Genomic DNA, 18,822 nt, shown 5'->3' with positions numbered 1-18,822 from the left:
GTTTGACCAATCCGCCGGAGTCCAGCATGGCTGGCATCGTTCTCCGCGTTCCCGCGCGCTTCGCGCCCCACCCCGCCGACGCCTGGGCTGTGCTTTCGTGGCGCGCTGAAACGCGCGCCGAATCGGTCTGCGCACCCGGTCATCCGCTTGCCGCGATGCCACCATGCCCGCTCTCATGCCTGCCCTTATGCCAACCGTCAGCGAATTGACCCTGAGCGGCCTGCTCCCGCATCTGGTCCGGGACGAGTCCGGCTGGACCGCGACGTGGCGCGCGCTGACCCTGCACAGCGCGTTCCAGCCCGTGCTCTCGGTCACACACCAGTGCGTGGTCGGCTACGAAGCGCTGCTGCGCGCCTTCGATCCGGTGGGCTTGCCGGTCTCGCCGGAAGTGCTGTTCTCCGGCACGCGCTCCGCAGCCGACGCGCGCGAGCTCGACCGCATCGCGCGCTGCCTGCATGTGGCGAATTTCATGGAGCAAGGCATCAGCACCGGCTGGCTGTTCCTGAACACGCGCCCGCAGGTGTTCGAGACGGACTGGCCGCAACGCACCTTCATCGATGAGCTGTCCGCGCACTTCGGCCTGCCGCAGGAGCGCATCGTGATCGAGGTGCTCGAACAGCCCGCCGACGATGAATCCGCGGTCGCCAGCATGCTGGCCGCCTCGCAACCGCGCGACTTCCTGATCGCGATCGACGACTTCGGCACCGGCTTTTCGAATTTCGACCGCGTGTGGCGCTTTCGCCCCGACATCGTCAAACTCGACCGTTCACTGGTCGCGCGCGCCGGCAAGCGCGAGGGCGACGATTCGATGATCAGCCACCTGATCGCAATGCTCCACCAATCCGGCACGCTGGTGCTGGCCGAAGGCGTCGAGACCGACGAGGAACTGATGATCCTCATGCAGGCCGACGTGGATTTCGTGCAGGGTTTCTGGCTCGGTCAGCCGCAGAGTTCGGTGCAGGCGGCGTGCGCCAAGGTGCCCGCGTTGCTCGAGTCGATGTGGGGCAAATTCGCCGACTACGAACGCGCGCACGCGCGCCATCAGCGGATCGGTTTTGAAGGTTTTGCGGAGGCGGTGCTGGCCGCGGCCGACGCCTACAAGCTCAGCGGCGATCTGCGCGACGCGGCGCAAGAAGTGTCGCATCTGCGCGAAGCGCGCCGGGTGTTCATCACCGATAGTCGCGGCGAGCAGACCCAGCCGTCGATCACCGCCGTTAGCGTGCCGCCGCCTCCGCTGCGGCTCGCGCCGCTTTACACGAACACGCGCAGCAACTGGTCGCGGCGCGCCTATTTCAAGCATGCGCTCGCGGCGCCGGGGCGCGTCGCCATGATGGGTCCGCACTATTCGCTGGCCGACGGCGAGGACTGCTACACCGCGGCCATCGCGTTCGAGCATGACGGCATGCATGTGCTTTGCGTCGACTTCGTGCCGACGAGCCCGAGCGCCATTGCGCGCGCCGGCGGACGCAGCGGCAAGCGTTAATCGTCCACTCGCCCGCGGCCGGATTTGATCTCGCTGCGCTTGGCCTTGCTGTCGAGACGCCGCAGATTCGACGCGCGCGTCGGCCGGGTCGCGAAGCGCGGCTTGCGCGTGACGCTGACGCTTTCGATCAGTTCGTCGAGCCGCGCGAGCGCCGCCGCGCGATTCATCTCCTGAGTACGATGCTCCTGCGCCTTGATGATGACCACGCCGTCACGCGTAAGCCGGTGATCGGACAGCGCGAGCAGATGCATTTTCAGCACTTCCGGCAACGACGACGCGCGCACGTCGAAGCGCAGATGAATGGCGCTCGATACCTTGTTGACGTTTTGGCCGCCCGCTCCCTGCGCGCGCACCGCGGTCAATTCGATTTCGTTCGGCGGGATCGGATAGCGGGATGTCATGACAGGGGATTGGGTAAAGAGGTGCAAGTGTACACAGCGGCCGCGGCGCCGAAAACCGCTTGCGCCGTCGGCATGGCCGCTTCATCGATAGCGCCGCCGCCATGCCGCACCGCTACGCGTTACCCGACGCCTCCGCGATTCTTGCGGCCAGCCCCGAGTCACGCTGCGTCGGCGTCTCGATAGCCTGCGCCAGCACGGCCCGCGAACCAATCACTTCCACCCGCTCGCGCGCCCGGGTGATCGCCGTGTACACGAGCTCGCGCGACAACACCCGGCTGAACGCCGACGGCAGCATCAGCACCGCGTGCTCGAACTCGGAGCCTTGCGACTTGTGGACCGTGAGCGCGAACGCCGTGTCGTGCGGCGGGAGCGCGGCCGGCGAGACCGCGCGCAGACCGCCGTCACCGGTACGAAAGTACACCCGCAACGCGCCGCCCGCGCCCGGCAGCGCGATGCCGATATCGCCGTTGAACAGGCCCAGCGCGTAATCGTTGCGCGTGACCATCACCGGCCGTCCCGCGAACCATTGCGCGCCCACGGCGAGCGTCACGCCGGCCGAGCGTCTCACTTGAGCCGCCATGACCGCATTCACCTGATCGACGCCGCGCGGCCCCGAACGCGTCGCGCACAACACGCGGAAGCGGTTCAACGCATCGAAAAGCGGCAACGGGTCCGGCGTTTCGGCGGCGAGCGCCGCGGCGAGGGCGTCCGCATACGGCGCGAAGCCCGCGGCGAGCCGCGCGACCGTGCGCTCGGCAAGCGTCGCGTGGGTATCTTCGTGAAGCGCCGCGGCGCATGGTTCGAGCGGATCGAGGCTCAAGACGTCGAGCGCCGCGTTCGCCGAGCCGTTGCGGATCGCGAGCGACAAGCGGCCGATCGGCGATTCGAGGCCGAAGCGATAATTGCGCTCGAGCCAGACGACACAGTCGGCGAGCGGGCTTTGAAGCGGTGATGCCGCCGCTCCCATCGCCGACGCGTAGGCAGACGACACGGCGTGTTCGAACAGATCGCCATCGGCGCCCTCAACGACAGCATCCGGCGCATCGGCACGCGCGAACAGATCGTCGAACGGTGCATGAAAATCGTCCGGCGCTTCTTCACGAGTGGACCGGCCGCCTCGCTGCTCGTGGACGCTTCGCGATGCGCGCGGCAATGCTTGCGCGAGCCGCGCCTCCGCGATACCCAACGCGGCGGCGATCCGCTGCATCCCGGCTGACGTGAAGTCCGGCCGCGCGCTGAGTTCCGCGAATACCGCGCCGGCCTCGACGGCGGCCAACTGATCCTTGTCTCCGAGCATCACGAGACGCGTGCGCGGGGCGATCGCATCGAGCAGATGCGCGGCCATCGCGACGTCGATCATCGACGCCTCGTCGATCACCACAACGTCATACGGCAGCGGATTGTCGCGATGATGCCGGAAACGCCCCCCCGGTCCCGAGCCAAGCAGACGATGCAGCGTGTACGAAGTCTGCGGCAAGCGCGCGGCGAGCGCGGGCGGCAATTCGCCGGCGCGCGCGAGCAAGGCTTCCTGCATCCGCTGCGCCGCCTTGCCGGTCGGCGCAGCGAGCGCGATTCGCAGATCGGCGCGCGCATCGAGCAAGCAGGCAAGCACGCCCACCACGGTCGTGGTCTTGCCCGTGCCCGGCCCACCGCTGACGATGGTGAGCCATCCTGACAGCGCCATGACGGCCGCGACGCGCTGCCAGTCGAGTTCGTCGTCCTTCGGCGGACCGAAGTAACGCAGCAGGCGCTCGTGCAGTGTTTTGGCGTTGGCGTCGGCGCTCGCATCCGCGCCTGTCGCGGCGTCGCCACCGCCCGCAACACGATCACGACTCCGGGCCTGGTCCTCGCGCACCCGCTGCGCCTCCGCATCCGCGTGCCCCACCAGCGAGCGCGCCAGCCGCCGCTCGTAGTCGTAGTAGCGCGCCAGATATAACCGCCCTTGCCCATCGACCACCAACGGACGCAACGCCGCGGCGCTCTGCGAACCGTCGCTCGCCATGCCGCTTGCGAACAGCGCCGCGCGCACCTCCGCGCCCGATGCCTCGAAGCGTCGCGCCAGCACCGCGAGGGGCACGCATACGTGCCCCTCGGCCGTCGCGCGGCTCGCGGCGAACGCGCCCCGCGCCGCCCATTTCACCGCCTCGGCCGACGCGCCGCCGCGCCGCGCCAGCGTGCCGATGCGGCGCGCGAAACCCTCGGCGAGCGCGATGCTGAAATCGGTCGGCGCAGGCAGATTCACGCCGATGTCGATGTCATCGAGTTCCGGCGGCGTCGAACTGGTGTGTTCGAGCGTGCTCATGCGGCACCTCCGATCATCGCCGCGTCGAGCAGCGCGACCAGTTCGAATGGGGGCCTGCGCCCATGCACGCCCGCCGGGCCGTCGGCATCGCGCCACTGCGGACGCACGCCGCGCACGAACAGATACAGATAGCCGCCAATGTGCGTGTCATACGAGTAGTCGCGCAGCCGCGTTTTCAGGTAACGATGCAGCGCGACCGTATAAAGCAGCGCTTGCAGGTGATACGCATGGCTCGCCATGGCCGCCTGGAGCGGCGCGTCGGCGTAGTCGGCGGCACTGTCGCCCAGATGGTTCGATTTCCAGTCGACGATCCAGAAGCGTCCGTCGTGTTCGACGATCATGTCGATGAATCCCTTGACGAAACCGCGCAACACGCCGGGTTCCAGCGCGACGTCGGGATAGCCGTGTTCGATCAGCAACTCGCGCAATGCCGGGAAATCGAGCGACGGCGCCGCGAACAGAAACTCCAGTTCATTGATTCGGCGGCGCGGATCGAGTTTGGACAGCACCATGCCGGGCACGAGTTCGGTGGTCACGACGTCCGCGATCAGCTTGTGCATCATCGCGGGTAGACGCGTTGCGAGTTCGGGCACGGCCGGCGACGGGCGCTCGCGCAACGCGCCGCGAATCGCGTCGGGCCAGGTTTGCGGTTTGGTGAAATCCGCCAGTTCGAACATGCGATGCAGGCAGTCGCCCGCCGCCGCGCCGCGCGGAAACGCGAGAATGTCGTCCTCGGCGTAAGACGGCGCCTGCTGCGCGCGCACCGGCACGAGCAGCGGCGCGGACACGAGCGCATCGGCGATCTCGTCGTGATCGGGCCGCACTTCTTCCACCGGCGCGTGCATCTCCTCGGTCTTGCTTCCCGCGGCGATCAGACCGCTGAAGCTCGCCATGCGCCACTGATCGCGCAAGGGCCGGCGATTGGCGCGCGCCTGCATCCGCGCGCCGCTGTCCTGGATGCTTTCCAACGGTACGCGGCGCGCCACTTTCGGCAACGCCTGCAACGTGATCGGACCGCCCGCCAGCGCCTGCCAGCTTGCCGACAAAGCGGCTTCGTCGGGCGGATCGGTAAGCCAGTCGTCGAAGCCGTGCCCGCTGCCGCCCACCAGCCAGTTCAACACGCTGCGGCGCGACTCCCGGGTGGAACGCGACGACAGATACGTGCCCGCCACCAGATAGCAACGGTAGACAGCGCGCGTCAACGCCACGTAGACGAGCCGCGCCCGCTCCGCCGCCTGTTCGCGCACCGCGTGACGCGCCGCGCGCTCGGCCTCCTCGTCGTCGCAACCATAATGCAGCACCGCGTCGCCCGTTTCGTCGTGATACTCGCGCGCGTCCGGCAAGCCTGAAGACGGCGGCTCGCGCAGCGCGCCGTCGTTCAGGAACGGACAGAACACCACCGCATATTCCAGCCCCTTCGATTTGTGAACGGTAACGATCTGCACGAGGTTGCGATCCGACTCGAGCCGCAACTGCGCGTCTTCGCCGCCACCTTGCGTGCGTTGCGCGGCGAGCCAGCGCAAGGTCGGCGCGATGCCGGGTTGCGTGGCGGCGCGCGACTGCACGAGTTCGGCCAGGTGGTTCACGTTCGTCAGACGACGCTCGCCGTCGGCTCCGGCGACCAGCCGTTGCGCGACGCGCAGTTCGCGCATCAGCGTGCGCCACATCACCGCGAAGCCGCGCTCGTGCCACAGCATCCGGTAGCGTGAAAAACGCTCGACCCAGCCCATCGCGTCCGCGGCATGCGCGGGGTCGTCGGCGGGTGCGGGCGCGTCGGCGGCCTGTTCGAGACGCCACAACGCGGCGGCGTCGAGCCCGAGCCAGTCGGTCGCCAGCGCGGCGCGCAGGCGGCGCAGATCGCCGGGCGTGTCGACCGCGGCCAGCACGCGTTCGATCTGTTCCGCGTCGAGCGTCGCGAACACCGAGGCCTGCGCCAGTTCCACGCTGCCGACGCCCCACCCCGCCAGCACGCGTTTGATCAGACTGCCCTGCTTATGCGTTTGCACCAGCACCGCGATGTTGCCGGGTGCAAGCGGCGCGCCGCCGATCGTCACGGCGCCTTCACGCGCGCCGCGCAATAGCCGCACGATCTCGGCCGCGCACGCTTCGCTCGCTTCGCGCTGAGCCTCGCGCTTGGTCAATGCGACGTCGCCTTGCGGCAGGCTCCAGATGCGGAAGTCGCCGGCGCTCGCGTCGGGGTCGGAGAAAGGCGGCCTGCGACGCTCGCCCGCGCGCACCGGCTGATAGTCGAGACCGTCGAGCACGAACGCCTGCGGATTGGCTTCGAAGAGCCGGTTGCAAGCCTCGACGATCGGCGCGGTGGAGCGCTGATTGACCGCGAGCGTGTAGCACGCCGAAGCCGCCGCGCGCGCCGTCAGATAGGTATGCAGATCCGCCGCGCGAAAACTGTAGATCGCCTGCTTCGGATCGCCGACGAGAAAGAGCGGCCCGGCCGGCGCGAAGATGCGGCTGAAGATCGCGAACTGCAACGGATCGGTGTCCTGGAACTCGTCGATCAGCGCGGCCGGATAGCGCGTGCGCAATGCATCGGCAAGCCAGGGGTGCGCCGCAAGCGCGCGGTAGAGGTTCGACAGCAGATCGTCGAACGAGACCACGCGGCGCGTGCGCTTGCGCGCCGCCAGTTCGGCCGGCGCGTAATCGAGCCAGGCCTGAACGAGCGAGAGCCAACGCGCGCGTTGCGCGGCTTCGGCCGCGACCACCGCGGCCGCCAATGCTTCGGCATGTTCGAAGAACGCGTGCTCGGGCGGTTCGAACTTCACCTTGGTGGCCTTCTTCAATGCCGACGCCGTCAGCTTCAACGCGGCCCGCGGCGGCGGCGCATGACAATCGCCCTGCGCGAAGTACTCGGTCCACGCGGCGATCGCCGCGCTCACGTGATCCGGCTTGTGTGTGGTCTTGCTGAGACGCTCTTGCGCCTGCGCGAGCAGACTGACGATCGCGTCGCGCTCCGCACACCAGACTTCGCAGGCCGCATCGAAACCGGCTTGCGGATCGGCGCCGCTTGCGCCCGGATCGGCCTTGCCCCAGCGCAACTGCGCCAACGGCTTCTTCAGACGACGCGCAAGCTGCTCGTCGAGTGAAGCGGGGCCCGCGCGTTTCGCCACCAGCCAGGCGGCGAACGCGGGATGCGCATGGGCCACCGGCTCGACCTGCTCGCGCCAGAAATCAGCCGCCATCTCGAAGCGCAACGCCGCGTCGTCGGCTTCCATTTCGAAGGCGAACGGCATGGCGGCGGCGAACGGCGCCTCCTGCAACGCGCGCTGACAGAATGCGTGGATCGTGTGAATCGCGGCCTGGTCGAATGTGCGCAATGCGCGGCGCACTACCTTCAACGCGGCGTCACGCTCGATGCCCCCCTCGGGCGCGAGCGTCGTTTCAAAGAGACGCTGGATGAACGGATCGCCGCCGTCGTCGTCCAGGTCGATTGCCCGATGCAGTTCCGCGAGACGGCCGCGAATGCGCTCGTGCAATTCAGCGGTGGCCGCCTTCGTGAACGTGACGACGAGAATCTGATCCGCGTTCAGGTTCTTTTCGAGCAGCAGGCGCACGTACAACGCGCAAATGTTCCAGGTCTTGCCGGTTCCCGCCGACGCCTCGATCTGGTTGACGCCGTCGAGCGAACAGGCGAATACGTCGAGTTCCTCGGCGACCAGCGCGTGATGCTGAAGGGCGCGGTTCATGACGCGCTCCGCAGATGCTGCACGAGCGGCCTGAAAACGATCGACGCGAGATTGCCGAACGGTTCGTCGAGCGTGAGCGGCGTGCCGCGTAGCGCGATGCGCAACGCCGCATCGTCGGATTCGCCGCGCACGCGATCATTGACCCACACACCCAGAGCCGCCGAATCGCTTTCGCTCACCTTGGTCCAGGCGCTCTTCGGGAAAAACCGCAGCGGCAACCTGCGCCCTGCTCTGAACAAGGCGGCAAGCGGCGCCAGTTCATCGAGCGGCGCGGCGACCGGCGCGAGTTCGAAGCTCTCGCCGCTGCCGTGCCACACAGTACGGCGCGGGCCATCCGGCTGCGCGGCGCAATAGACCAGATGCGCGAGCCACGCGGACAGATAGTCGCGCGCGGTGGGTTTGGCGTAGCGGAAAATCACTTGTCCGGTTTCCGTCAGCAAATTCAACGTACCGTGCAATTGCAATGGCGCTTCGGCGGCTTCACGCAGCGCCGGGTCGTGTGGACCGAAGAGCGTACCCGCCATCTCACCGCTGTCGGGCCAGCGCGGCGCGATGTCGAGCACGAACGGCATGCGCTCGACGCCCGCGGCCACTTCGCGGCGCACGCTGTCGGCAAGCTGGCGCAGCGCGCCGAGCTCCCGCGCACGCCATACCGCGCCGGTCGCGCCGCCCGGCAATTCGGGACTGGCCGCGGCGACGCGGCGTACGCGTTCGTCAAGCACGTCGTCCTCGGTATCGCTGTCGAGCAGTACGGGCAACAGTCGCTCGGCCAACGCGTCGCGCCCGGCGTAATCGAGTTCGAACGGTTCGGTGTCGAGCAGTTCGCCTTGCGCATCCGACAGCACGATGCCCAGGCGGTCGCGCAACAACGCCCGCGCCGGGTGCCGCCAGAAGCGCACGAATTCGTCGAAGGCAACCGGCGCCTCGTCTTCCGGCGGCAATGGCTGATCGAAGAACGGCGCGGCGGCCGGATGCCGCGGCGCGTCCAGCAAGGTAGCCAGCTCCGCGCGATCGGCGTCGTAGGTGAACAGCTCGCCGCGCGGCGAAAAATAGTCCGATGCGAACGCCTGTAGCGGATGGTCGACGATGAACGCATGACGCGCCGCTTCGACTTGCGAGGGACTCGCGCCCTCGCCCGCCGACACTTGCGCGAGATGGTCGAGCAATTCGTCGACCAATGCGGCTGGCGGCAACGGCGCATTGTCGCGAATGCTGCGCCCCGTATACGCGATGAACAGGCGATCGCGCGCGGCCAGCAGCAGATCGAGGAACAGATTGCGCTCGTCGTCGCGGCGCTGCCGGTCGCCGGCCTTGCCGAACGCGGCCATCAGGTCGAACTCGTCGGCGCGCGCGAGACTCGGCAGCACGCCGTCGTCCATGCCTAGCAGGCAGACGATCCGGTACGGCAAACCGCGCAAGCTCGTCAGCGATGAAAACGTCACGCTGCCCCAGGGCACGCCGCCGCGCGCCGGGTCGTCGAGCGCTTCCGTGAGCGCGCCGCGCACCACCGCGGCCGGCAACGCGACCTCGTGCGCGCCGGCTTGCATGGCTTCGCCCATCTTGTCGATCGCGTCGCGCACGGCCGCCAGCGAATCGGCGAATGCCACGCCGCCGTCGAAACACTGCGCGAGCGTTTCGAGCAGCAGTTGCGTCCATTGGGCCGGCGTTCGTTCGTCCGCGCAACGCGCGGCGAAGCTGTCGATGTCGTCGACGAAGCGCGACAGCCGGCCGAGCAATTCGGCGTCCGAGCCGTCGGCGCCTTCGACCGGCAACCAGGCGTCGACCGGTTCGCCGCCGTCCGGCATCGCGTAACCCAGGTAAAGACGCGTGAGCGCATCGGCGAACGTATGACGGGCGACCGGCACGTGTTCGCCGGTCGGCTCCACCGGCGCGAGCCCGCGCCGCGCGCCGGCCGCGGCCAGCCACTCCTGCGCGGCTTCGAGCGCGCTTGCGTCGATGCCGTAGCGCGCGGCGATCGCATCCACGCGCAGCCATTCGATCAGGTCCGGCGCACTCACACTGCGCTCGGGCAGCGCCAGCCAATCGAGCAGCAAGCGCGCGACCGGGTTGGCCTGCGACGGCGGCAAGCCGGTGATCCGATACGGAATGCGGCGCGTATCGCCGGGCGGCGCCGTGCCGAACACCGCATCGATCAACGGGCCGGCCGTCGCGAGATCGGACACGGCGACCAGCACGTCGGACGGCTGCAAATCGTCGAACTCGTCGAACCAGCCGAGCAGGCGATCATGCAGCACTTCGAGCTGCCGCGACAGGCTGTGGCACACGTGGACTTCGATGCCGCGCTCGGTCGGCAACGCGTCGGGATCGATTTCGACGCGCAAATCGAGGATGCCGTTCTGCACGGCGGCAAGCCAGCTCGGCTGCGGATTCTCGGTGAAGTCGCCGGTCTCGCCGGATGCCGCGCTCTCGGTCAGCTCATGCAGCATATGCAACTGCGCCTGGGTTTGACGGCCCCATTCGGCCAGCAACGGATGCCCGACTTCCTGATAGTCACGCTGCCCGGCGGCGTCGAGCGCTTCGATGCGCCCTTCACTGACCACGTCGAACCAGAACTCGCGGCACGGGTTCATCACGTACAGACGCACGTCGACCCAGCGCGACAGCGCGCGCAACAATGCGACGTGCAACGGCGGCATGGTCGGCAGCGCGAACACGCTCACCGCTTCGGGCCAGTCCGCCCTGGCGATCGCATCGAGATCGAGCGTGCCGATTTCCTCGAGGAAGCGATAGGCGGGCGGCAATGCGGCAGCCGGCGTTTGCGCGTCGCCCGCCACCTCCGCAAGCACCGCGCGCCACAATGCCGCCTGCCAGCGCTCGTCCTCACGCGCCGCCTCGCTCGCACCGACGAGACGCGGGCCGTTGTCGTCCGCCGCGCCGCTCGCAAAGATCGAACCGCCCTTTTGCCATTGCAGCAACCATTCCGGGCGATAGGTCAGATAGTGGTCGAGCACGGTGGCCACACGCCGCGCCAGTTCATAGCGCATGGACGCGTCCGCTGCATCCAGATAGGTACGCAGACGCGGCGACGCGTTCCAGGGCAAGGCTTCATCCGCCTCGCCCAGCAGCCGGTAGCAGCGCCACACGAGCCGGTCCGGCGCGAACGGCGAATGCCTGGGCACCTCGATCACCCCGCCGATCCGCGCCCACAGCCATTGGGCGAGATAGCCGAACTCGACATTCGCGCAGATGCCCTGGCGCATGGCGATGTCCAGTTCGAGCCGCCGCCGCACCGCCGCGCTCGGCACGATCACGGGCTGCGCGGTCCACGGATCGGACGGCGCTTGCGCGAGGTCGTCGAGCAGCGCGCCGACAAGCGTTTCGTAGCGATTCGAGTAGAAGAGCTGGAGCATGGATGGGAGGCCGGCGTGCGGCGCGAGCGAAACGCCCAGGCCGCGACAGAAAGTGAAGCGACAGCATAACAAAGGCGCTCCCAACGCAGAACCCGGCCGAATGGACGAGGTCAGATCGGGCGCAAAATCAGTTAGACTCGACGGCGGTTTGGGTCTGTCCCTGCAACGCCGTTTTCTCTGCGAATGGAATCCAGGCAGTCGATGCGCTATTCGGTTGAAATAAAAAAATTCCTTTACAGCCAGTACTTTTACGGCGGTCTGCGCATCGCGGTCGGCGTCTCTTTACCCGCGGTACTGTGCCTCGTCGTGTTCAACAATCGCGAACTCGGCTTCACGATCGCGACCGGCGCGCTCGGTGCCTGCGTGGTCGATATGCCGGGCCCGCTCAAGTACAAACACAACGAGATGCTGGCGTGCTCGGTGATCGGCTTCCTGGCCGCGCTCGCCACGGGCCTCGCCACGGTCAATTCGGTGGCGCTGTGGTGCACGGTGGTGCCGCTCACCTTCGTGCTCTCGCTGATCGTCGTGTACGGCAACCGCTGGCCGCAGATCAGCTTCGCCACGCTCTTCATGATGATCCTGACGCTGGAGGAGCGCTTCACGCCGATCCAGGCGCTCGTCAACGCGTCATGGATCCTGGTGGGCGGTCTCTGGTACACGTATTGGTCGACCTTCGTGAGCCGCTGGATGATGCATCGCATCGAGCAGCAGGCGCTCGCCGAAAGCGTGTTCGCGTGCGCCGACTATCTGCTCGCGCGGGCCGCGTTCTACGACCTGGACAACGATCTGGACGAGTGCTATCGGAATCTGGTCGACAAGCAGATCGCGGCGGTGGAGCGTCAGGACGCCGCGCGCGACATGGTGCTGCGCAACCTGCCCAGGCTCAAGAGCGGCAAGCTCGAGCCGCGCCGCGCCATGCTGTTCAATCTGTTCATCAATACGGTCGATCTTCACGAACTGTTCGTCGGCACGCATACGGATTACCCATTGGTGCGCAATACGTTCGGCGGCTCGGATCTGCTGGTGTTCTACCGCGACCTGATTCGCAAGGCGGCCGCGGATCTTGAGGAAATCGGGCTCGCGGTGCTGCAAAATCAGGCGCCGCGCATGCGCGTCAACGTGAAGGCGGAATTGCGCGCCATCGAGTTCGAGATCGAACTGATGCGCAAGCAGGACCTGCCGGCGAAGAATCCCGAGGCGTATTCGGCGGTGTCGTCCACGTTCCGGCGCATCTGGAGCGCCACGCGGCTGATCGACAAGATGCGCAAGAGCCTGTCGGGCGATCCGAGCGCGACCGAAACCGAATTGCGCCTCGACCAGGCGCTCAGCCGCTTCGTCTCGAGCCGCCGCGTGCCGTTCGGCCAGATCTTCTCGAACCTGACGATGGCCTCGCCGAGCTTCCGCCATGCGCTGCGGGTGACGATCGCGGTCGCCGTCGGCTTCTGGCTCGGCCGCCTGCTGCCGCTCACCAACGCGTACTGGATCGTGATGACCACCGTCATCATTCTGAAGCCGGGCTATTCGCTCACCAAGCAGCGCAATGGGCAGCGGATCGTCGGTACGTTGATCGGCTGCACGGCGAGCATTGCGTTGATCATCTTCGTCAAGGAACCGCACATCCTGCTGGTGGTGATGTTCGCGTCGATGGTGATGAGCTACAGCCTGCTGCTGTTCAACTATGCGGCTAGCGTGGTGTTCACCTCTTCCTACGTGCTCTTGATGTTCCATCTGCTCGCGCCGGGCAGCATGCGCATCATCGGCGAACGCGCGATCGATACGGTGGTGGGATGCGCGATCGCCATCGCGGCGAGCCATCTGTTCCCGTACTGGGAATACCGGCTGATGGGCAAGCTCGTCAACAACATGATCGGCGCCACGCGGCAGTATCTGGAAGCGAGCTGGTGGTGGAGCGGCAAGCCGGCCGCCGCCGTGGTCGCCACCGTGACCGAGGCGGGTGCGCGCGCGCCGGCCGCGGCAATGGCCGATCCGGCGATCGACATCCCCAGACCGGCGCTGGCCGCCGCCAACGGCGGGGTCGATGTTGGAACAAGTCGTGGAGCGAGTGGTGGTGTGAGTAGCGGTACCGGCAGCGGAACAAACAGCGGACCAGGTGCGAAAACGAACGCCAACGCGATTGCGCATGCCGGTGCGGCCGCCGTCGCCAGCGCGCCCGCCAAACCGGCGGCGACCGGCGCCTCCCCTGCCGCAGCAGCCGCTGCCACGGCGCTCGATCGCGACTATCGCTACCGGCTCGCGCGCAAGAACGTGCATGTGGCCTTCGCCAATCTGGGCCAGGCGTTTCAGCGCATGATGCTCGAACCGAAGTCCGCGCAAAAGTTCGTCCCTGAATTGAACGACCTGCTGGTGCGTAGCCACGTGCTCGCCTCGCAGATCACCGTGGTCGCGCCTTTGCTGCGCACCTCGGCGCAGCAGAACGACGGTGTTTCGCTACAGCCGCTGCAACGCGCGCTGAGCGTGGTTCGCGACAATCTGACCGAAGCCGAGGCCGGCACGGCGCTGCCCGCCGACCAGGGCGAACAGATCAAACTGTTGAACCGTGAGCTCGATGCGATGGTGGTCGAAACCGAAAAGTCCCCGGACTATCCGGCGGACGCCGTAAATGACATGAAACTGCTCGCCCACCAGTGCAAACAGATGCTGAGCGCGTCGGCGCAGATTCGCAAGGACGCGAGCGTGATTCGCCTGCCGGAAGGCTGACACGGCGACGCGCGGGGGAGGAACGTCGCGCACCTGCCAAGCCTCGGGAGAGGTCGGGTCGCGCACGCGCGCCAATGCGTTAGGGCGTCGTGGTTTTTAGCGTGCGCGGCAGGTCGCCGGTGATTCGGGCGTGGTTGTCGAACCGATGAACCGTGCCGCCCTATTGCGCCTGCCCGCTCGCGGGCCTGGCGACGGTAGCCGCAGCGGCTGCCGTGGAGGAAATCGACGGCGCCGTCGCATTCTGATTGTCGAAATCGCGCTTTTCCGTGATGGCGTTATAGAAAAGCGTGGCGATCACGAGCAATACCGCGACCACGATGAAAACGGCAATGCCGAAGGTCGGATTCTTCTTGCGCGGTGGCTTGTTCATGAGGCGGGCTCGGTTCGCGAGGCTGTCGCGGATAGGTCGGGAAAGGCGGCATTCTACGCCCACCGAGCTTGCACTCGGCTTGCAGCCGGCGGACAAGCGCATGCTGCGACCGAGGCGGCGCCCATCCGCAACTCGTAGTTTGCGTGAATCACCTGTCTTACTAGCCGAAGCGGCTCGCAGTTCGTTCTCGCAGACCGAGAATTTGCGCCTCATACATTGAGAATATTCCTCAATTGCACGCTAGAGACTCTGGTGCTTTGTAAGCATAACCCGATTTATTGCGCGCGCAGTAATAAACCGGCATTTAATATCAGCCTCAGCCGGCTTTTGCGAAAAAACACAGAAAATGCCCATGCTAGAGTGCACGCCCTGACGAGTTTTATTTGATTTGTCATCCGGCTCGCACTCGGCAATCCTCATCGAATTGAAAAAGAAAACCTATCTGGTGACCGGCGCCTCCGGCTTCATTGGTCGGGCGCTCGTCGACCGCCTTCGGCTGGAGGGGCACGACGTTCGTCGTGCGGTAAGGCGCATGGTGCCGGGAGCGTTCAACGTCCAATGCCCTCTTGGCGCGTCAGTCGACGCTTGGCATGACGCACTGGAAGGTGTCGATGGCGTCTTTCATCTCGCCTGGTCAACGGTTCCCAAGACAGCGGACAGGCTGCCATTGGACGACGTCACAACCAACGTCGTGGGCACGGTGGGTTTGCTGGAGGCACTTCGGCGACGCCCCGGCCTCCCAATGGTTTTCGTTTCGTCGGGCGGCACCGTCTATGGCGCCCCAGAAACAACGCCGGTTTCGGAAGCGCATCCCTTGAGGCCGCTGGGGCTCTACGGCGCTTCGAAAGTGTCAGCGGAGGTTTACGCGATGCTTTACCGCCGCCAATTCGGTGTCGATGCTCGCATCCTGCGTATCAGCAACCCTTATGGACCCGGCCAAAATGTCGAGGGACAACTTGGGGCGGCGTCGATCTTCGCCTGGCGCGCGTTGACCGGACACGAAATCCGGATCTGGGGCGACGGTTCAATCGTCCGCGATTATCTTTATATCGACGATGTGGTGAGCGCATTTTCCGCGGCGATAAAAGTCGATCCCGACGCGTTCGGCTCGAGCGAGCCCATTTTGAATATCGGATCGGGGCATGGAACGTCCCTGAAGCAAATCGTCGAAACGATCAGCGACATTCTGGGGCGACCGATCCGTGTTGAATATGAATCGTCGAGATATTTCGATGTTCCGGTCAACGTCCTCGAAGTATCGCGCGCTGAACAGTTGCTTGGCTGGACCGCGACTACCGGTTTGCGAGATGGCATGAGCAAAATGCTCGATCACTTTTCGAAACAACTGGTTTCACAGGTCCAACTCACTTGATAACGTCGATGCCTTTAATTTCGGTGGTAATACCTTTTTTTAATCAATTAAGGTTTCTTCGTCAAAGTGTGGAAAGCGTTCTCAGGCAAACCCACACTGAATTCGAAGTAGTCGTCGTCGACGATGGCTCCGACGAAGATCCGTCGGACCTCATGCGCTCGCTGAACGACCCACGTATCAGGCTCATCCGGCAAACCAACGCCGGTGTGGCTACGGCGCGCAATACTGGAATCGCAGTCAGTAACGGCGAGTATTTCGTGTTTCTCGATGCCGACGATTGGCTGGCGCCAACGATGCTTGAGGATCTGAAGCATATTCTCGCCGCGACGCCAGATGCAGGCATGGCTTATAGCGACATCGTTCGCGTTGGCGAGGAAGGAGAAATCGCAGACGCTCATAAGATCGAGCATGCGAGAGATCAGTTAAGCGGGAATATTTTGCCGTCGCTTCTATTGGGCGGATATTTCCCGCCGGTCTGCGTGATGGTCCGAGCATCGGCACTAAACATGGTCGGGGGCTTCGATCAATCATTGGGCGGATGCTGTGATTGGGATATGTGGCTCCGCATTGCTGCCGCCGGGTTCAACGCAAGGTTTCATTCGCGTGAACTTGCCTACTATCGGCTCCATGCCCGTTCGATGAGTAAGGACTCGGCGCACATGCGATCGGCGGCTGTCTTATCCGTCGAGAAGGCGAGGGAAATTATCGCTCAGTCAGGGCTGTTTGACCGTGACCTGTATCTTCAGCTCTACCCCGATCTGGCGATCCTGCCTGATCCCCTTGATCACTACGTCCGGCATGGAAGCTTCGAAGGCCGGCGCGCACACCGGCTCTTCGATGGCCATTGGTACGCATCGGCCTACCGGGACGTGGCTCAGAGCGGTTTGCAACCGCTCGTCCACTACATCACGATCGGCAAGGCCGAGGGTCGCCGATGCGGACTGCAGCCGCGCATATTAGACAAAATCGAAAAGATGGTGGCGGAAGCCGGGGAACTCGAGAGCACGATCTTGCTTGACGCTACCTTGGTCGAGCCCGCGCTGCTGGGTTTCAATTACGGCGGCCAGTCCTGGCCGGGAATCGTTGCATGGCAAAAGCTTTTCGATTCGCTGCCTCACGCGTTCGATCACATCGTCTTTGTGCCGTGGCTCGTGCGCGGCGGCGCCGATCTGGCCGCGGCGAACGCGGTGCGGGCCGCCATTCAGCAACATGGCAATGATTCGACGCTCGTCGTGCTTACAGATCACGACCGGAGTGAGTCGATCGACTGGCTGCCGGTCGGAGCACATGTTCGTGTCCTATCGGAATTTGGATCGTCGCTAACGCGGTCAGACAGGATTCAGATGGTGGAGTCGTTAATCCTGGCTTTGCGTCCGAAGTCAGTATTGAACGTCAACAGCGGCGCGTGCTGGGACAGCATTGTCCAGAAGGGTGCCGCTCTTGGCAAAGTGACGAATCTCTACGCCTGCCTGTTTTGCCGGGACTACACCGCCGACGGCCGAGCGGCAGGGTATGCGGACACACACTTCCGAGACAGCTTGCCATTTCTCACGAAAGTCTATTTTGACAACGCCGGCTTCATGCATGAACTCGCGGACGACTATGGCGTACCGGAGAGCCTGCGCGCCAGGATGATCACGCTTCATCAACCTATTGGCAACGCGTCTATCGGGAAATTCAAAACCGGTTCGCCACGGGGCAACCGGGTTATCTGGGCCGGCCGTTTTTGCATGCAGAAAAACGTGGATCTGCTGATAGAGATCGCCCAACTGGCAACAGACTTTCATTTCGACATCTATGGCTACGGCGACGACGCCTATCTGAAGAAGCTCAGAACCTTTGCAAACGTACTGCCCAACCTGACCATCAAGGGTCCGTTTTCCGCTACATCGGAATTACCCGTCGATGAGTACAACGCCTTTCTGTACACATCGCTCTGGGATGGCCTGCCGCTCACCTTGGCTGACGTAGCTTGCATGGGCATACCGGTCGTCGCGTCCGCTGTCGGCGGAATTCCCGACCTTGTCACTGAGCAAACCGGCTGGTTGATCCAGGACTATAAAGACGCGGCTCCCTACGTGGACGCGCTTCGCGAAATTCGCCGTTCCCCCGATGAGGCCCGCCAGCGCGCCAGGCGAATGATGGCTTGGGTCAGGCAAGAGCACTCGTGGGACCACTTTTGCAAGACCTTGTCTGTGTCTCCATCGTTTCTCGATTAAGTCATGACCAATTTTGATATCACAGCCGTCATAAACGGCCATTCTGAAGGCCTTTTGGCAAACGCTTCGCTCAACAGTCTAAGCAGGTGCGCTGACATTGCCGCTGCATCGGGATTGCGAGTAGAGATGCTCGCGGTGCTCGATAGGCCGACCGAGGTGACACTGCACGTATTCGAATCGTTCGCCGCCAAACGCGCCGACCTGAGAGTAGTGACAGTGCAGCACGGCGATACCGGCTATGCCCGCAACACCGCTGCAAACGAAGCCAGAGGCAAATGGATCGGGTTCCTCGACGCGGACGACATTTGGGGGGCCAACTGGCTACTTGAGGCCTATAAAGCAGCCGAAGCCGACCCGCGAAACGTCGCGTGGCACCCGGAGGTCAATGTCTACTTTGGCGTAACGCCCCATATTTTCTTGCACGTGGATATGGAGGACCCCAGTTTCCATCTGGCTCATCTCGCATACACGAACGCATGGACTTCGTTGGTCTTCACGTCCAGGCAGTTTTTGAGGGCTGTTCCCAACACCGGAACCGACCTCAAGAACAACATCGGCTATGAAGACTGGAGATGGAATATCGACGTTGTGAACAACGGCGGAATCCACAAAATTGTTCCCAATACCTCGCACGCGATTCGGACACGACATACCTCTCTGGTCAAGCAAACCTCTGCAGCGGTTTGCATTCCAAGACCGTCCGATCTGTTTCGCAACGAGATCAGGAGTCGCGCCCGGCGGACTGATGAGATCAGTCGGGCATTTGTGCGTATTTCACACCAAGCTGGACAGCGATTTCGCGCCAAGCTGGACAGGCATTTCACGCGAAGGTGGGCACGGATTTCACGGCAAGCTGGACAGCGATTTCACGCGAAGCTGGACAGT

10 protein-coding genes are annotated in these 18,822 nt (G+C 64.7%); 5 read left to right on the top strand and 5 right to left on the bottom strand.

Translation table 11 applies throughout. The features are described 5' to 3' along the window. Positions 1-187: 187 nt before the first annotated feature. A complete protein-coding gene (locus ACTJLC_RS22885) occupies positions 188-1,483 on the top strand; it encodes an EAL domain-containing protein (RefSeq protein WP_073429839.1) in 1,296 nt (431 codons plus the stop codon). Here ACTJLC_RS22885 and arfB read toward each other — a convergent pair. The 4 genes from arfB to recC form a co-directional block, all read right to left on the bottom strand. After that, the gene (arfB, locus tag ACTJLC_RS22880) at positions 1,480-1,884 is read right to left on the bottom strand and encodes an alternative ribosome rescue aminoacyl-tRNA hydrolase ArfB (RefSeq protein ID WP_073429837.1); all 405 of its coding nucleotides are present in this window, start codon (positions 1,882-1,884) and stop codon (positions 1,480-1,482) included. The two genes, ACTJLC_RS22885 and arfB, sit on opposite strands and share 4 nt — an antisense overlap. Positions 1,885-1,996: 112 nt before the next feature. Next, positions 1,997-4,186 carry an AAA family ATPase gene (locus ACTJLC_RS22875; RefSeq protein WP_073429835.1) on the bottom strand — a complete coding sequence of 730 codons (2,190 nt, stop codon included), beginning with the start codon at positions 4,184-4,186 and terminating at the stop codon, positions 1,997-1,999. After that, on the bottom strand, positions 4,183-7,887 hold the full coding sequence (gene recB / locus ACTJLC_RS22870; RefSeq protein WP_073429833.1) for an exodeoxyribonuclease V subunit beta: 3,705 nt from the start codon (positions 7,885-7,887) through the stop codon (positions 4,183-4,185). Before recB ends, ACTJLC_RS22875 begins: the two co-directional genes overlap by 4 nt. Further along, positions 7,884-11,258 carry an exodeoxyribonuclease V subunit gamma gene (gene recC / locus ACTJLC_RS22865; protein WP_073429832.1) on the bottom strand — a complete coding sequence of 1,125 codons (3,375 nt, stop codon included), beginning with the start codon at positions 11,256-11,258 and terminating at the stop codon, positions 7,884-7,886. The genes recB and recC overlap by 4 nt, the downstream gene beginning before the upstream one ends. A 201-nt stretch (positions 11,259-11,459) precedes the next feature. Between recC and ACTJLC_RS22860 the strand changes: the two genes are divergently transcribed. Continuing rightward, positions 11,460-13,976 carry an FUSC family protein gene (locus ACTJLC_RS22860; RefSeq protein ID WP_073429830.1) on the top strand — a complete coding sequence of 839 codons (2,517 nt, stop codon included), beginning with the start codon at positions 11,460-11,462 and terminating at the stop codon, positions 13,974-13,976. A 160-nt stretch (positions 13,977-14,136) separates the two neighbouring features. On the opposite strand, the gene ACTJLC_RS22855 is transcribed toward ACTJLC_RS22860, so the two are convergent. Continuing rightward, complete coding sequence (locus ACTJLC_RS22855; RefSeq protein ID WP_073429828.1) at positions 14,137-14,346, bottom strand: hypothetical protein; 210 nt, start codon at positions 14,344-14,346, stop codon at positions 14,137-14,139. A gap of 388 nt (positions 14,347-14,734) precedes the next feature. Between ACTJLC_RS22855 and ACTJLC_RS22850 the strand changes: the two genes are divergently transcribed. From ACTJLC_RS22850 to ACTJLC_RS22840, 3 genes are all read left to right on the top strand, one after another. After that, positions 14,735-15,718 carry an NAD-dependent epimerase/dehydratase family protein gene (locus ACTJLC_RS22850; RefSeq protein ID WP_084561424.1) on the top strand — a complete coding sequence of 328 codons (984 nt, stop codon included), beginning with the start codon at positions 14,735-14,737 and terminating at the stop codon, positions 15,716-15,718. Between the two features lie 8 nt (positions 15,719-15,726). Continuing rightward, positions 15,727-17,937: a glycosyltransferase gene (locus ACTJLC_RS22845; RefSeq protein ID WP_073429826.1), complete on the top strand. Its 2,211-nt coding sequence runs from the start codon at positions 15,727-15,729 to the stop codon at positions 17,935-17,937. A gap of 3 nt (positions 17,938-17,940) precedes the next feature. Then, the coding region (locus ACTJLC_RS22840) for a glycosyltransferase family 2 protein (protein WP_440845193.1) at positions 17,941-18,822 on the top strand (882 nt) is incomplete at its 3' end.

Origin of the sequence: Paraburkholderia sp. 22099 (genome assembly GCF_052045835.1) — a bacterium.
Taxonomy (GTDB): domain Bacteria; phylum Pseudomonadota; class Gammaproteobacteria; order Burkholderiales; family Burkholderiaceae; genus Paraburkholderia; species Paraburkholderia terricola.
This window is presented reverse-complemented; position numbering and strand designations above follow the sequence as displayed.

Bases quoted from the DNA above. Each gene is read 5' to 3' on its own strand.
- ACTJLC_RS22885 (WP_073429839.1), top strand. From the start codon at position 188: ATGCCAACCGTCAGCGAATTGACCCTGAGCGGCCTGCTCCCGCATCTG.
- arfB (WP_073429837.1), bottom strand. From the start codon at position 1,884: ATGACATCCCGCTATCCGATCCCGCCGAACGAAATCGAATTGACCGCG.
- ACTJLC_RS22875 (WP_073429835.1), bottom strand. From the start codon at position 4,186: ATGAGCACGCTCGAACACACCAGTTCGACGCCGCCGGAACTCGATGAC.
- recB (WP_073429833.1), bottom strand. From the start codon at position 7,887: ATGAACCGCGCCCTTCAGCATCACGCGCTGGTCGCCGAGGAACTCGAC.
- recC (WP_073429832.1), bottom strand. From the start codon at position 11,258: ATGCTCCAGCTCTTCTACTCGAATCGCTACGAAACGCTTGTCGGCGCG.
- ACTJLC_RS22860 (WP_073429830.1), top strand. From the start codon at position 11,460: ATGCGCTATTCGGTTGAAATAAAAAAATTCCTTTACAGCCAGTACTTT.
- ACTJLC_RS22855 (WP_073429828.1), bottom strand. From the start codon at position 14,346: ATGAACAAGCCACCGCGCAAGAAGAATCCGACCTTCGGCATTGCCGTT.
- ACTJLC_RS22845 (WP_073429826.1), top strand. From the start codon at position 15,727: ATGCCTTTAATTTCGGTGGTAATACCTTTTTTTAATCAATTAAGGTTT.